The sequence below is a fragment of the Microbacterium sp. ARD31 genome (assembly GCF_031844425.1).
The window spans coordinates 1-12,835 of sequence record NZ_JAUZVE010000046.1 but is presented as its reverse complement, the minus strand read 5'-3'; the positions used below and the strand labels follow the sequence as shown (position 1 = coordinate 12,835).

The 12,835-nt window shown below is 73.0% G+C and carries 17 protein-coding genes; 8 read left to right on the top strand and 9 right to left on the bottom strand.

Going from position 1 to position 12,835, the window contains the following annotated elements:
• Nucleotides 1–25: 25 nt before the first annotated feature.
• Genes Q9S36_RS42495 through Q9S36_RS42485 form a run of 3 tightly spaced genes read right to left on the bottom strand, consistent with a single transcriptional unit; the run spans nucleotide 26 to nucleotide 2,298 of the window.
• Nucleotides 26–253 carry a biotin/lipoyl-binding carrier protein gene (locus Q9S36_RS42495; RefSeq protein ID WP_311290802.1) on the bottom strand — a complete coding sequence of 76 codons (228 nt, stop codon included), beginning with the start codon at nucleotides 251–253 and terminating at the stop codon, nucleotides 26–28.
• A gap of 57 nt (nucleotides 254–310) precedes the next feature.
• Entirely contained in the window at nucleotides 311–1,519 is a 1,209-nt protein-coding gene (locus Q9S36_RS42490) for a hypothetical protein (protein ID WP_311290801.1), read from the bottom strand.
• 11 nt (nucleotides 1,520–1,530) lie between these two features.
• Nucleotides 1,531–2,298, bottom strand: a complete 768-nt coding sequence (locus tag Q9S36_RS42485; protein ID WP_311290800.1) for a carbon-nitrogen hydrolase family protein — start codon at nucleotides 2,296–2,298, stop codon at nucleotides 1,531–1,533.
• A gap of 128 nt (nucleotides 2,299–2,426) precedes the next feature.
• Here Q9S36_RS42485 and Q9S36_RS42480 point away from each other — a divergent pair, with 128 nt between their 5' ends.
• The 4 genes from Q9S36_RS42480 to Q9S36_RS42465 all read left to right on the top strand — a co-directional run bounded on the left by Q9S36_RS42480 (nucleotide 2,427) and on the right by Q9S36_RS42465 (nucleotide 5,062).
• Nucleotides 2,427–3,020 (top strand): NTP transferase domain-containing protein, encoded by a 594-nt coding sequence (locus Q9S36_RS42480; protein WP_311290799.1) that lies wholly within the window; start codon nucleotides 2,427–2,429, stop codon nucleotides 3,018–3,020.
• 71 nt (nucleotides 3,021–3,091) lie between these two features.
• Nucleotides 3,092–3,415 carry a DUF6457 domain-containing protein gene (locus tag Q9S36_RS42475; RefSeq protein ID WP_311290798.1) on the top strand — a complete coding sequence of 108 codons (324 nt, stop codon included), beginning with the start codon at nucleotides 3,092–3,094 and terminating at the stop codon, nucleotides 3,413–3,415.
• 4 nt (nucleotides 3,416–3,419) lie between these two features.
• Nucleotides 3,420–4,388 (top strand): NAD(P)H-quinone oxidoreductase, encoded by a 969-nt coding sequence (locus Q9S36_RS42470; protein ID WP_311290797.1) that lies wholly within the window; start codon nucleotides 3,420–3,422, stop codon nucleotides 4,386–4,388.
• A 32-nt stretch (nucleotides 4,389–4,420) separates the two neighbouring features.
• Entirely contained in the window at nucleotides 4,421–5,062 is a 642-nt protein-coding gene (locus Q9S36_RS42465; RefSeq protein WP_311290796.1) for a bacterial proteasome activator family protein, read from the top strand.
• Between the two features lie 4 nt (nucleotides 5,063–5,066).
• Here the strand turns inward: Q9S36_RS42465 and Q9S36_RS42460 are convergent, their stop codons facing one another.
• The 5 genes from Q9S36_RS42460 to serS are packed head-to-tail and all read right to left on the bottom strand — an operon-like array spanning nucleotide 5,067 to nucleotide 8,869.
• The gene (locus Q9S36_RS42460; RefSeq protein WP_311290795.1) at nucleotides 5,067–5,639 is read right to left on the bottom strand and encodes a hypothetical protein; all 573 of its coding nucleotides are present in this window, start codon (nucleotides 5,637–5,639) and stop codon (nucleotides 5,067–5,069) included.
• 10 nt (nucleotides 5,640–5,649) lie between these two features.
• Complete coding sequence (locus Q9S36_RS42455) at nucleotides 5,650–6,450, bottom strand: HAD family hydrolase (protein WP_311290794.1); 801 nt, start codon at nucleotides 6,448–6,450, stop codon at nucleotides 5,650–5,652.
• Nucleotides 6,447–6,779, bottom strand: a complete 333-nt coding sequence (locus Q9S36_RS42450) for a DUF1905 domain-containing protein (protein WP_311290793.1) — start codon at nucleotides 6,777–6,779, stop codon at nucleotides 6,447–6,449. The genes Q9S36_RS42455 and Q9S36_RS42450 overlap by 4 nt, the downstream gene beginning before the upstream one ends.
• Entirely contained in the window at nucleotides 6,772–7,611 is an 840-nt protein-coding gene (locus tag Q9S36_RS42445; RefSeq protein WP_311290792.1) for an HAD family hydrolase, read from the bottom strand. Before Q9S36_RS42445 ends, Q9S36_RS42450 begins: the two co-directional genes overlap by 8 nt.
• Complete coding sequence (gene serS, locus Q9S36_RS42440) at nucleotides 7,604–8,869, bottom strand: serine--tRNA ligase (RefSeq protein WP_311290791.1); 1,266 nt, start codon at nucleotides 8,867–8,869, stop codon at nucleotides 7,604–7,606. The genes Q9S36_RS42445 and serS overlap by 8 nt, the downstream gene beginning before the upstream one ends.
• A gap of 59 nt (nucleotides 8,870–8,928) precedes the next feature.
• Between serS and Q9S36_RS42435 the strand changes: the two genes are divergently transcribed.
• Nucleotides 8,929–10,503, top strand: coding sequence for a YegS/Rv2252/BmrU family lipid kinase (locus tag Q9S36_RS42435; RefSeq protein WP_311290790.1), 1,575 nt, complete (start codon nucleotides 8,929–8,931; stop codon nucleotides 10,501–10,503).
• A 5-nt stretch (nucleotides 10,504–10,508) separates the two neighbouring features.
• Here Q9S36_RS42435 and Q9S36_RS42430 read toward each other — a convergent pair whose 3' ends face one another.
• The gene (locus Q9S36_RS42430; protein ID WP_311290789.1) at nucleotides 10,509–10,901 is read right to left on the bottom strand and encodes a DUF4446 family protein; all 393 of its coding nucleotides are present in this window, start codon (nucleotides 10,899–10,901) and stop codon (nucleotides 10,509–10,511) included.
• A 69-nt stretch (nucleotides 10,902–10,970) separates the two neighbouring features.
• On the opposite strand from Q9S36_RS42430, the gene Q9S36_RS42425 reads away from it, so the two are divergent.
• The 3 genes from Q9S36_RS42425 to Q9S36_RS42415 all read left to right on the top strand — a co-directional run.
• Nucleotides 10,971–11,807 (top strand): prephenate dehydratase, encoded by an 837-nt coding sequence (locus tag Q9S36_RS42425; RefSeq protein WP_311290788.1) that lies wholly within the window; start codon nucleotides 10,971–10,973, stop codon nucleotides 11,805–11,807.
• Nucleotides 11,808–11,821: 14 nt separating this feature from the next.
• Complete coding sequence (locus tag Q9S36_RS42420) at nucleotides 11,822–12,427, top strand: TMEM165/GDT1 family protein (protein WP_311290787.1); 606 nt, start codon at nucleotides 11,822–11,824, stop codon at nucleotides 12,425–12,427.
• The coding region (locus Q9S36_RS42415; RefSeq protein ID WP_311290786.1) for a DUF6058 family natural product biosynthesis protein at nucleotides 12,409–12,835 on the top strand (427 nt) is incomplete at its 3' end. The genes Q9S36_RS42420 and Q9S36_RS42415, both read left to right, overlap by 19 nt.

Below are 12,835 nucleotides of genomic sequence, written 5' to 3'. Positions count from 1 at the left end.
CCCTAGCGAGGGGTCGGTGGCCGCCTCAGTCGAGGACGACGAGCACGTCACCGTCCTGCACGACGTCGCCGACGGTGACCTTGACGGCGCTCACCGTGCCGGCGCGCTCGGCCAGCATCGGGATCTCCATCTTCATCGACTCGAGCAGCACGACGGTGTCGCCGGCCTCCACGCGGTCGCCCTCGGCGACCTCGATGGTGAGGACGTTGGCGACCAGCTCGGACACGATCTCGAGCGGTTTGGTGCGGGCCATGCGATCGACGCTAGCGGTTACCCGGGCGTAGCCACCGATCAGCGGGGCCGGGCGCCCTCAGAGCTCGGCGAACCGGCTCGGCTCGGGCCGGTGGGGGCCCGCCTCCTCCGCCCGGCGCCCGCGCCGGCCCTTGGGGCCGGTGAGCGCGAGGTCGGCCCGGATGAGGAGGTAGCCGACCAGCAGGCCGAGCACCAGCGAGTACGCCGCCCGCAGGACCGCCTCGAGGTAGGAGCTGTCGGGCGCCACCAGTCCCGTCGCCAGCGGCACGGTCGCCGCGACGCCGAACGCGCACACCCACCACCCCTGGCGGCGGCGGGCGCGCACGTGGGTGCCCCACACCAGCGCCGGGATGCCGAGCAGCACGACCAGCGGCCGCGGGAACGCACCGATCCGCTCGGACGTGGCGTCGACGAAGTCGAGGACCGAGGACACGAAGGTCTGGGCGCCGTAGCGACGCAGCAGCTCGGCGTACGCCAGCGTGGCGAGCAGCAGGACCAGGCCGATCGCGACGGTGATCATGCCGCGCCGCCCGAGGCCGTGCAGGCCGGCGCCGAGGCGGTAGACGATGGTGAACGCCAGGCCGAGGGCCAGCACGAGGGCTGCGAGGTCGAAGCGCTCGGTGGCCACGGTCGGCTCGAAGCCCAGTGCGGCCAGCGACGTCACGGCAGCGACGAGGGTGGCGACGAGCACCTCCCGGACCGCCTTCCACCAGGTGACCGCGGGGACGGTCACCATGACGGCGTACACGCTGCCGACGACGCACGTCATCACCGCCGCGCCCGTGGGCAGGATCCGGCCCCCGACGAGCACGCTGGCGACTCCGAGGACGAGGGCGAGGCCGGCCGAGACCAACGGCCTGCCGGCCGTGCGCGTGGCCAGGAGCCAGGACAGCGCGGTCGCCACGGCCACGGCGCCGGCGCCGTCGAGCCAGTCGGGGACGGGGAAGAGCTCGCTGAGGCCGTTGCCGCGGGTCAGCGCGCCGTCGACGGCGGCCCAGACGAGTGCGACGGCGCCCAGCGCGAGGAGCGCCAGCCAGAGGGCGACGACCTTCGTGGACGGCCCCGCGGGGCGCGGGGTGGTGTCCGCGACCCGCCCGGCCGGGGCGGCCGTGGACCCTGCCGTGGGCTCCGCCGGGGACGCCGCGGCGGGCCCGGTCGACGGTCGCGGCTCCACCTTCCGGGCGCGGCGCAGGCGCGACGGGGGCCGCTCGGCCGCCCGCTTGCCGCGGGACGACCCGCGCGCACGGTCGGAGGTGGGGGAAGACACGTCGGACGAGGTTACAGCCGGCGGTTGGCCAGGGACGGGTTGGTACGGCGCGCCTCGTCGAGGTCCGCCCGCTCGAGCGTGACGTCGAGGACCGCCTCGTCACCGCCTGCGGCGGCGAGCTCCTGGCCCAGTGGCCCGAACACCGCCGAGTGGCCGACGTAGCGCGGCTCTGGCTGGCCCGCGCCGACGACGAAGCAGGTGTTCTCGATCGCCCGCGCGGCCAGGAGGGTGCGCCAGTGCTCGACCTTGCGCTCGCCGGGCAGCCACGCCGCAGGTACGACGACCACCTCGGCGCCCGCGTCGACCAGCCGGCGGCCCAGCTCGGGGAAGCGCAGGTCGTAGCAGGTCATCAGGCCGACCTGCCAGCCCGCGACCTCCACCACGACCGGCTCGGTCGCGCCCCCGGTCAGCCGATCGGACTCGCGGTAGCCGAAGGAGTCGTAGAGGTGGATCTTGCGGTAGGAGGCGGTGGTCGCGCCGCCGACCACGAGCGTGTTGTAGGGCCGCTGCGGGTCCTCGGCCACCTCGAACATGCCGGCGACGACCGTCGTCGAGGCCGCCGCGGCCGCCCGCGCGACCTCCTGGGCGAACGGCCCGTCGAGGGGCTCGGCGAAGGCGCTGACGTCCGAGCCGGCCTGGCCGAAGTCGCGGGCGAAGGCCTCCGGGAGGACCACCAAATCGGCGCCCGGCGCGACGCCGGCCGCCAGCCGCGCCCGGTTGTCCGCGGGGTCGAGCCCGCTCGCCCACTGGTGGACGCGCACGCGCAGCCGGTCGCTCATATGACAAGCGTAGGCCGCCGCTTCCCGGTGGTTGAGGTGCGAGCCCTTCGATACATCCGCTCGTCCCTCGCGGACACTCAGGAACCACGCAGCGAGCCACGAAACCCCGCGACTGCGACGATGGGCGCGTGGACCTCGACCTCACCGCGGCCGGCTTCAGCGGCGTCGTGCTGGCCGGCGGCACCGCCGCGCGGATGGGCGGCGTCGACAAGGGCAGCGTCGAGCTCGCCGGGCGGACCCTCCTCGAGATCGCGATCGACGCCTTCCTGGACGCCGACGAGGTCGTCGTGGTGGCCCCCGCTGCGGTCCCGACGACGCGACCGGTGACGTTCGTGTGCGAGGACCCGCCGCGGGGCGGGCCGGTCGCCGCGCTGCTGACCGGCGTCGGCGCGCTGCTGCGGCGACCCCGCCTGGTCGGCGTGCTCGCGGTCGACATGCCGCGCACGACGGCGTACACGATGCGGCGGCTGCGCGCGGCCAGCGAGGGCCGCGACGGCGCCTTCCTCGTCGGCCCGGACGGCCGGCGCCAGCTCGCCGGCGTCCTCGACGCCGAGCGGCTCTCCCGGGTGCGGCCCGACCTCGAGGGTCAGCACGGCATGCCGCTGCACCGGCTGCTGGCACCGCTCGACCTCGCCGAGGTGCCCGCCGTGGGCGAGGAGGCGGTCGACGTGGACACGTGGTCGGACCTGCGCGACCTCGCTTCCGACGCCCGGGACACCTGACCGCGCCCGGACCGGCCCGGTCCCGCCCGGTTCCCTTGCCGCGCGCGGGTCGGGTGCGAGACATTGGGGCGGTGAACCTTCACGACTGGATCGACGAGCTCGCCGACGTGCTCGACGTGGAGGCCGAGGTCGACGAGGCGCTGGTCCTCGACCTGGCCCGCACGGCCGCACGCAGCGTGGAGAAGAAGGCCGCGCCCGTCACGGCGTACCTCCTCGGCCTCGCGGCGGGTGCGGGTGACGCCGGCCCCGACGAGGTGGAGCGGCTCGCCGCCCGCGCCCAGCAGCTCGCCGAGAGCTGGGACCGCCCGGCCGACGCGCCCGACCCCGACGACGTCGACGACGACGTGCCCGACGACTCCTCCGTCGACCACACCGACGACGAGTACGAGGACTGACGGGGTGCGCGCAGCGGTCACCTCCGGGACCGGAGGTCCCGACGTCCTGTCGGTCGGCGAGGTCGACGAGCCGACGCCCGCGGCGGGCGAGGTCCTCCTCGACGTGGTCGCGACCGCGGTCAACCGCGCCGACACCCTCCAGCGACAGGGCTTCTACCCGCCGCCGCCCGGCGCGCCCGACACGATCGGGCTCGAGTGCAGCGGCCGGATCGCCGCCCTCGGCGAGGGCGTCGAGGGCTGGTCGGTGGGCGACGAGGTCTGCGCCCTCCTCGCCGGCGGCGGGTACGCCGAGCGCGTGGCGGTGCCGGCCGGCCAGGTCATGCCGGTCCCGGCCGGCGTCTCCCTCCTCGAGGCGGCCGCCCTCCCCGAGGTCGCGGCGACCGTGTGGTCCAACGTCTTCATGACCGCCCACCTCGCGAAGGGCGAGCGGTTCCTCGTGCACGGCGGTGCCGGCGGCATCGGCACGATGGCGATCCAGCTCGCCGCGGCGCGGGGCGCCGAGGTCTACGCCACCGGCGGGTCGGCGGAGAAGCTCGAGCTGTGCCGCTCCCTGGGTGCCTCGCGCGCGATCAGCTACCGCGACGAGGACTTCGTCTCGATCCTCAAGGAGGCCGGCGGCGCCGACGTCATCCTCGACAACATGGGCGCCAGCTACCTCGGCCGCAACGTCGACGCGCTCGCGACCGGGGGGCGGCTGGTGATCATCGGCATGCAGGGCGGGACCAAGGGCGAGCTCGACATCAACGCCCTCCTGCGCAAGCGCGCCTCCGTCACGGCCACCTCGCTGCGGGCCCGGCCGCTGTCGGAGAAGGCGGCGATCTGCTGCGGCGTCGTCGAGAACGTCTGGCCGCTCGTGGCGTCGGGCGCCATCCGGCCCATCGTGGAGAGCACGATGCCGCTCGAGGAGGTCGCCACCGCGCACCAGCTGATGGAGGACGGCGCTCACTCCGGCAAGATCGTCCTCACCCTCTGACCAGCGACCGGCCGGGTCATAGGGTTGCGGGCATGACCGAGCAGCAGCAGTCCGACCAGACCGCCACCCCCGCCGACGGCGCGGAGGACCAGGTCGTCGTCGTCGGACCGGACGGCCAGCCGATCGGCACCATCCCCGCCAGCGCCCTTCCCCCGATGTCGCAGGTCAGCGACACCGACGAGGACGGCGACGGCGAGCGGCACATCACCGAGCTCGTCGAGCAGCCCGCGAAGGTGATGCGGATCGGCAGCATGATCCGCCAGCTGCTCGAGGAGGTGAAGGCGGCCCCGCTCGACGAGGCCAGCCGCCAGCGGCTCAAGGAGATCCACGCCGCCTCCATCAAGGAGCTCGAGACGGGCCTGGCCCCGGAGCTGGTCGAGGAGCTCGAGCGGCTCTCGCTTCCGTTCACCGAGGACGGCACGCCGTCCGAGGGCGAGCTGCGCATCGCGCAGGCCCAGCTGGTGGGCTGGCTGGAGGGCCTCTTCCACGGCATCCAGACCGCGATCTACGCCCAGCAGGTCGCCTCGCGCGCCCAGCTCGAGCAGATCCGACGAGCGTTGCCGGCCGGTGGCCAGCACGCCCCGCACCCGCAGATGGGCGCGCCGGGCATGCAGCAGGGTCGTCCCGGTGGGTCCGACGACGGGCAGGGCACCAGCGGCGGGATGTACCTCTAGGTCGTCAGCGCCGACCGAGGCGGCGTACGAGCACGAGGCCGAGCAGGCCGATGATCGCCGCGGCGGCGCCGGGCGCGGCCACCCGCGCGAAGCCGCGCGGCGGCGAGTCCTCGACCCGGGTGTAGACGGCCTCCGGCGGCGGGGGCGGCTCGACCGAGGTGCCCTCCCCGAGGAGGTCCTCGATCTTCTGCACCTTGGTCGGGTTGGCGACGCTGGTGCCTCCGCAGCTGTCGGCCTGGTAGGGCGCCGCGGCACCGGTCGCGAGGAAGACGTACGTCGTGCCGACGCCGAGCGCACCCAGCCCGCAGGCGTTGCGGCCGCCGGCCGACTCGACCATGGTCGAGCGCTCGGGCTCGCCCTGGTAGGCGCGCGAGGCGGTGATCGAGTAGGTGTGGTCCTGGCCCTCGGTGGCGACCGCGTCGACGGTTCCGAGGAAGACGACGTCGGCCCGCTTGACCTGCTGAGCCAGCTGGCCCTGCTTGCACGTGCACTCCGCGGACGCCGGGGCGCTGACCGTGACCACGAGTCCCAGGCACGCGAGCAGCAGGGCAGCGGCGAGTCGGGCGGTGCGGGTCATGGCGGGCAGCCTAGCGAGACAGGCCGAAGAGGTCGGCCAGCACGGTCGCCACCCCGTCGTCGTCGTTGCTGGGCGCCAGGTGGTCGGCCAGGTCGCGCACGGACGGGTGCGCGTTGGCCATGGCGTACGACGTCCCGGCCCACTCCAGCATCGGCAGGTCGTTGGGCATGTCACCGAAGGCCACGACGTCCGCCGCGCCGAATCCCATCTCCGCCGCCAGCGTCTCGAGCGTGGAGGCCTTCGTCACGCCGGCCGCGCTGATCTCCACGAGGGCGAAGGAGGACGACCAGGTGGTCACGGCACTGTCGCCGACGACGTCCGCCACCCGGGCCCAGAAGTCCTCGGGGTCGAGGTCACGGTGCAGCGCGAGGACCTTCACCACGTCGTCGCGGAAGATGTCCTCCCAGGCACCCTGGGTGCGCTCGGTGAGGTCGTCGGGGTGCTTCGGGAAGGCGGTCTCGCTCGCCCAGCCCTCGGTGTGCTCGATGGCGAAGGTCGTGCCGGGGACCGCCGCGCGCACGGCCTCGGCCAGGGCGAGCCCGACCTCCCGCGTCACCGGCCGGTGCTCACGCACCTCGCGACGCGCGACGTCGTACACGATCGCGCCGTTGCTGCAGATCGCCAGCCCGTGGCCGCCCACGGCGTCCCACAGCTCCTCCATCCAGCGGACCGGACGGCCGGTGGTGAACACGACGGGCACGCCGCCGGCGTCGAGCTCGTCGAGCACCGCGCGGGTGCGCGCCGACACCCGGCCCCCGGAGTCGAGCAGCGTGCCGTCGAGGTCGGTGGCGACCAGGCGCGGCGCGGTCACGGGTGGTCCCGCAGCGACAGGGTCACGGTGAGGTCGTCGCCCTCCTCGACGCCGGCCGCGGCCCTGATCGCCTTCTTGACGGGCAGCACGAAGCTGCCCGACGAGGCGTCGGGGAAGACGCTGGTGTCCCAGGTCCGGCCGGCGGCCTCGACGCGCACCCGCACCGAGCCGAAGCCGCGGGGCTCCCCGGAGCGGTCGCGGACCTCGTCGGCCACGTCGACGGGGAGCGTGACGAAGCTCCACGCGCCGGTGTCGGCCGACTCCTTGCGCGCCGTCCAGCGCCACAGGGGGGCGGTGAAGGTGAAGGAGTCGGGCGCCACGTCAGTCACCGGCGGGCGGGAACCAGCGGGAGATCTCGACGGCCGCGCCGTCCTCGTGGACGGGGGCGGTGACGTCGTCGGCCGCTGCCTTGACCTCGTCGACGGCCTGGCCCATCGCGACGCCTCGACCGGCCCAGCGGAGCATCTCGATGTCGTTGCGCCCGTCGCCGATGGCGAGCACGTGGCTGGCGTCGAGACCGAGCGCCTCGCAGACATGGGCCAGCCCGGACGCCTTCGAGACGCCGACCGGCGACAGGTCGAGCCACGCCGTCCAGCCGACGACGTAGTCGGTGCCGTGCAGGCCGAGGCGCGCGCCGAGCTCCACGAAGTCCTCGGCGGTGGCCTCGGGGTCGCGGATGATGACGCGGCTGACCGGCTCGCCGACGATGTCGTCGACCTCGGTGATGATCTGCTCGCCGGAGATCTCGCCCTCGGGGAACACGCGGTTGACGCGGTAGCCGCCGACCTCGCGCTCCTCCACCGCCACGAGCGCCTTCGGGTGGTGCTCCAGCACGGCCGCGACGGCGGGCGCCGCGTCGAAGGTCTCCTCGTGGACGACCTCCATCGGCGGGTAGCGGAAGACCACGGCGCCGTTCGAGGCGACGATCCAGAGCCGGTCCGAGCCCTCGCGGGGCACGTCGAGCAGGTCGGCGATCCGCGTCATGCCGTGCGGCGAGCGGCCGCTGGACAGCACGATGTGCGCGCCCGCGTCGAGCGCGCGGTGCACGGCGTCGTACACCGCCGGGGTGATGGTCTCGTAGTCCTCGGTCTGCCCGTCGACCCAGGCGAGCAGGGTGCCGTCGATGTCGAGCGCGACGACCTGGGGGGTCCAGTCAGCCAAGGGGCTTGATCACTTCCAGCCCGCCCAGGTAGGGGCGGAGCGCCTGCGGGACCGTGACCGAGCCGTCCTCGTTCTGGTGGGTCTCCAGGACGGCGACGATGGCGCGGGTGATGGCCGTCAGGGTGCCGTTGAGGGTGGCGACGGGGACGGTCTGGCCGTCCTCGCGGGTGCGGATGTCGAGGCGGCGCGACTGGAAGTCGGTGCAGTTGGAGGTCGAGGTGAGCTCGCGGTACTTGCCCTGCGTCGGGATCCATGCCTCGCAGTCGAACTTGCGCTGCGCGCTGAGCCCGAGGTCGCCGGCGGCCACGTCGATGACGCGGTAGGCGAGCTCGAGCTTGTCGAGGAACTCCTTCTCCCACGCCAGCAGCCGCTCGTGCTCGGCGTACGACTCCTCGACCGTGGTGTAGACGAACATCTCCACCTTGTCGAACCAGTGCACCCGGATGATGCCCTTGGTGTCCTTGCCGTGGCTGCCGGCCTCCTTGCGGAAGCACGGGCTGAAGGCGGCGTAGCGGCGCGGGAGGGTGGCGCCGTCGAGGATCTCGTCGGAGTGGTAGGCCGCCATCGCGACCTCGCTGGTGCCGACGAGGTAGAGGTCCTCGCCCTCGATCCGGTAGACGTCGTCGGCGGCCTGGCCGAGGAAGCCGGTGCCCTCCATGGCGCGCGGCTTGACCAGCGACGGGGCGATCACCTGCGTGAAGCCGGCGTTGCGGGCCTGGTCCATCGCCATGTTGACGAGCGCGAGCTCGAGCTGCGCGCCGATGCCGGTGAGGAAGTAGAAGCGCGAGCCGCTGACCTTGGCGCCGCGCTCGAGGTCGATCGCGCCGAGCATCTTGCCGAGCTCGATGTGGTCGCGGGGCTCGAAGTCGAACTCCCGCGGGGTGCCGACGTGCTCCAGCACGACGAAGTCGTCCTCGCCGCCCGCCGGGGCCTCGTCGGCGGCGGGGTTGGGGATCGCCTTGATGGCGTCGTCCCACTCCGCCTCGGCGGCGTTGCGGGCGGCCTCGGCCTCCTTCACGCCCGCGGCGAGCTCCTTGACCTGCGCGAGCAGGGCCTGCTTCTCCTCGCCCTGCGCCTTCGCGACGCGGGCGCCGCTGGCCTTCTGCTCGGCACGCTTGGCCTCGAAGTCGGCGATCGCCTGCCGGCGCGCGGAGTCGGCCGCCAGCGCCCGGTCCACCACGTCGTCGGACAGCCCGCGCTTGGCCTGGGCGGCACGCACGCGGTCGGGGTCGTCACGGAGCAGGCGGGGATCGATCACAACGAAAGGCTATCCGCACGGACGTGGGGGCTGCGATGCGGTTTGGGCATACTGCGCGGGTGACCCCCGCCTCCCGCACCCGCAGCCTCGTCTCGGCCGTGGCCGCGCTCGCCACCTTCGCCGTCCTCGGCTACCTGGTGACCGGCGACCGTGCCCCGCTCGACACCTTCGACGTCGAGGGCAGGCGGCTCGAGGACTGGGCCGACAACTCCTCGTTCGTCATCGACGTGCTGCGCGCGATCGAGATCGCCTTCGACACCATCGGCATGACGATCCTCTCCGTCGTCCTGGTCGTCGCGCTGTTCCTCCGGCGCCACCGGTGGGCGGCGCTGCTGGCGGCCGTGGTGATGCTGGGGACCTCGCTGGCGACCTCGGGGCTCAAGGTGTGGCTGGGTCGCGACCGGCCCGAGTGGCAGGGCGACCTAGGGCTGCTCAACTCGTACAGCTTCCCGTCCGGGCACGCGTCGTCGACGGCGGCGTACGCCTGCTTGCTGGTGATGCTGCTCGTGTTGTTCGTACGCCGCGCCAGCCTCCGTCGCCTCGGCACGGTGCTCGCCGTCGGCTGGTGGCTCGTCGTGTGCCTGGACCGGGTCCTGCTCGGGCGGCACTTCCCCACCGACGTCATCGCGGGCTCGCTGCTCGGCATCGGCATCTTCCTGCTCGCGCTCGCCTTCATCGACCCGCGCCCGCGCTCGACCGCCGCCAAGGCCGAGCCGCTCCCGGAGGTCTACGCCTCGGAGCGCAAGCTCGCGGTGATCCTCAACCCGATCAAGGTCGAGGACGTCGGGCAGTTCCGCGCGATCGTCGGCGCGATGGCCAAGGAGTCCGGCTGGTCCGAGCCGACCTGGCAGTACACCACCGTCGAGGACCCGGGCACCGGCATGGCCGAGCGGGCCGCGGTCTCCGGTGCCGACCTGGTCATGGTGTGCGGGGGCGACGGCACGGTGCGCGAGGTCTGCGCCGAGCTCGCCGGCACCGGCATCCCGGTCGGGATCATCCCGGCCGGCACCGGCAACCTGCTGGCCCGCAACCTCGACATCCCGCTCTACCTCCGCTCCGCCATCGACGTCGCGCTCAACGGCCAGGACCGCGCCATCGACCTGGTCGAGGTCGGCGGGGACAACATCGAGGACACCCACTTCATGGTGATGGCCGGGATGGGCTTCGACGCCGCGATCATGGAGGGCGTCAACGAGGACATCAAGAAGAAGATCGGCTGGGTCGCCTACATCCTGTCCGGCCTCAAGTCGCTGATGTTCCCCGCGGTGAAGGTCGAGATCCAGATCGACGACCAGGAGCCCACAGTCCACCGCGCCCGCACCGTCGTGGTCGGCAACGTCGGCTTCCTGCAGGCCGGCATGCCGTTGCTGCCCGACGCGACCCTCGACGACGGGGTGCTCGACGTGGTGATCATCCACCCGCGCCAGTTCCTGTCGTGGATCACCGTGGCGATGCGCGTGCTGCGCAAGAGCGCGGTGGTCGACGAGACGCTCGACCGGCGCACCGGCTCACGCGTGCGGATCAAGGCCTCGGCCGACACCCCTCGCCAGCTGGACGGCGACTCGATCGGCGAGGGCCGCGAGCTGTGGATGGAGTGCATCCACGGGCGGCTGCTGGTGCGCGTGCCGCGCTGACGGCCCTAGGGGCGGGCGTGCTCGATCGCCTCCTCCTCCTCCGGCGAGAGCTGCTGCTCGCAGGACCAGGAGGCGATCGACTTGGCGTAGGTGCGGGCCTCGCTGCGACCGTGGATCGAGGTCAGGACCACGCCGTGGCCGGCGTCGTCGAGCAGGGCGAGGCTCCAGCTGAGGTGGCCGCCCACGTCGCCGAACGCGTCGTAGCGCACCACGGAGAGGTGCCGGAGGGCGTCGGCGTTCTCGGCCTTGAGGGCCGCGACCTCCTGGCGCAGGCCGTGCACGTCCTCGGGCAGCGCGTCGACGCCGTCACCGGTCGGCCGCGACGTCGTACGACGGAGGGCGAGCGCAGCGAGGGCGCACGCGACGGCGGCGAGGGCGACGGCGACGACATCGAGCATGCGCCGACCCTATGTTCGGCGACTGGTCACGGACGGTCGGACACGGCCGGAGGTGACACACTCGCCGACGTGACCCGCCGCATCGCCTACCAGGGAGAGCCCGGGGCCAACTCCCACCTGGTCTGCCAGCAGGCCTACCCCGACTGGGAGCCGCTGGCCTGCGCGTCGTTCGAGGACGCCTTCGCGGCGGTCGAGAACGGCGACGCCGACCTCGCGATGATCCCGATCGACAACTCGATCGCCGGCCGGGTGGCCGACATCCACCACTTCCTCCCGACCTCGAGCCTGCACATCGTCGGCGAGCGCTTCCTGCGCATCCAGTTCTCCCTGATGGCGCTGCCGGAGGCGAGCATCGAGTCACTGCGCACCGTGCACAGCCACGTGCACGCGCTCGGCCAGTGCCGCGGCGTGATCCGCGAGCTCGGCCTCACCCCCGTCGTGGCGGGCGACACCGCCGGAGCGGCGCGCGAGGTGGCGGAGTCCGGCGACCCGACCCAGGCCGCGATCGCGCCGCCGCTGGCCGCGGAGATCTACGGCCTGCAGGTGCTGCGCGAGGAGATCGAGGACGAGGACCACAACACCACCCGCTTCGTGGTGCTCTCCCGTGACTTCGAGCAGGCGCCCGCCGGCAACGGCCCTGTGGTGACGACCTTCATCTTCAACGTGCGCAACCTCCCGGCCGCCCTCTACAAGGCCCTCGGCGGCTTCGCGACCAACGGCGTGAACATGACCAAGCTGGAGAGCTACATGGTCGACGGGCACTTCACCGCGACCCAGTTCCTCGCCGAGGTCGACGGGCACCCCGACGACGTACCGGTCCGCAACGCGCTCGAGGAGCTGGCGTTCTTCACCACCGAGGTGAAGGTGCTCGGCGTCTACCCGGCCGACGCCTTCCGCGCCGAGTAGGACACACTCGCCCGGTGATCGATCTGCTGGTCGTGGCCCTGGCCTTCGGCGCCATCTTCGTCGTCGAGCTGCCCGACAAGACCTTCATCGCCACGCTCGTCATGTCGACGAAGATGCGCCCGCTCTTCGTCTGGATCGGCGTCGGGCTGGCCTTCCTCGTGCAGACGGGCGTGGCGGTCGGCGTCGGCAAGGCGGCGTCGTTCCTGCCCGAGCAGCTGATCCACACCGTGGCGGCGCTGATGTTCGTCATCGGCGCGGTCATCCTCTTCCGCGAGGCACGCTCCGCCGACGAGGACGAGGCCGGGCAGGAGGAGGAGTACGCCGCCAGGGCCGACGCCACCGCCCACGGCCTCAAGGTCATCGCGACCTCGTTCGTCGTGCTCTTCGCCGCCGAGTGGGGCGACCTGTCGCAGCTGCTGACCATCTCGCTCGTCGCCAAGTACGACGACCCGGTGTCGGTGTTCCTCGGCGCCTGGGGCGCCCTCCTCACGGTCTCCGGCCTCGCCGTCATCGTCGGCCGGCTGCTGCTCCAGCGGGTGCGGCTGTCGGTGCTCCACTACGTGGGTGCGACGGTCTGCGTCCTGATGGCAGGGTTGACCGTGTGGGAGATGACACGCTGATCGACCAGGTCCGCCTGCGCTACCTCGCGGTCAACGGCGACCACCGGATGACCGAGGCGGACGACGCCTACGTCCGCGAGCACTTCGTCGAGGCCACGCCCGAGGCGATGGCGCTGATGCTCGAGGACCGCCTGCCGCTGCCGTCGTACCTCCTCTCCGACGGCACGCCGATGGTGCCGGCCGACCACGGCCTGCTCGCCGAGGTCGCCGGCGGCGTGGACGCCCTGCACGACTGGTTCGTGGCGTTCTGGCCGGACGACCCCGCCACCGGTGAGGCGGAGTGGGGCCACTACCTCTCCGGGCAGTACGTCTGCCTCGATGAGGTCTCGCCGGTCCGGATCCGCCAGAAGACCGAGCGGGTCGCCGAGGCGTCGGCGGCCGTCGAGGTCCTGCGGCGCGACCCGCACG

What these genes read in the sequence shown, in the direction of transcription:
- Q9S36_RS42460 (WP_311290795.1), bottom strand. Translation starts at nt 5,639, where the DNA reads ATGACCCGCACCGCCCGACTCGCCGCTGCCCTGCTGCTCGCGTGCCTG.
- Q9S36_RS42430 (WP_311290789.1), bottom strand. Translation starts at nt 10,901, where the DNA reads ATGCTCGATGTCGTCGCCGTCGCCCTCGCCGCCGTCGCGTGCGCCCTC.
- Q9S36_RS42485 (WP_311290800.1), bottom strand. Translation starts at nt 2,298, where the DNA reads ATGAGCGACCGGCTGCGCGTGCGCGTCCACCAGTGGGCGAGCGGGCTC.
- Q9S36_RS42465 (WP_311290796.1), top strand. Translation starts at nt 4,421, where the DNA reads ATGACCGAGCAGCAGCAGTCCGACCAGACCGCCACCCCCGCCGACGGC.
- Q9S36_RS42495 (WP_311290802.1), bottom strand. Translation starts at nt 253, where the DNA reads ATGGCCCGCACCAAACCGCTCGAGATCGTGTCCGAGCTGGTCGCCAAC.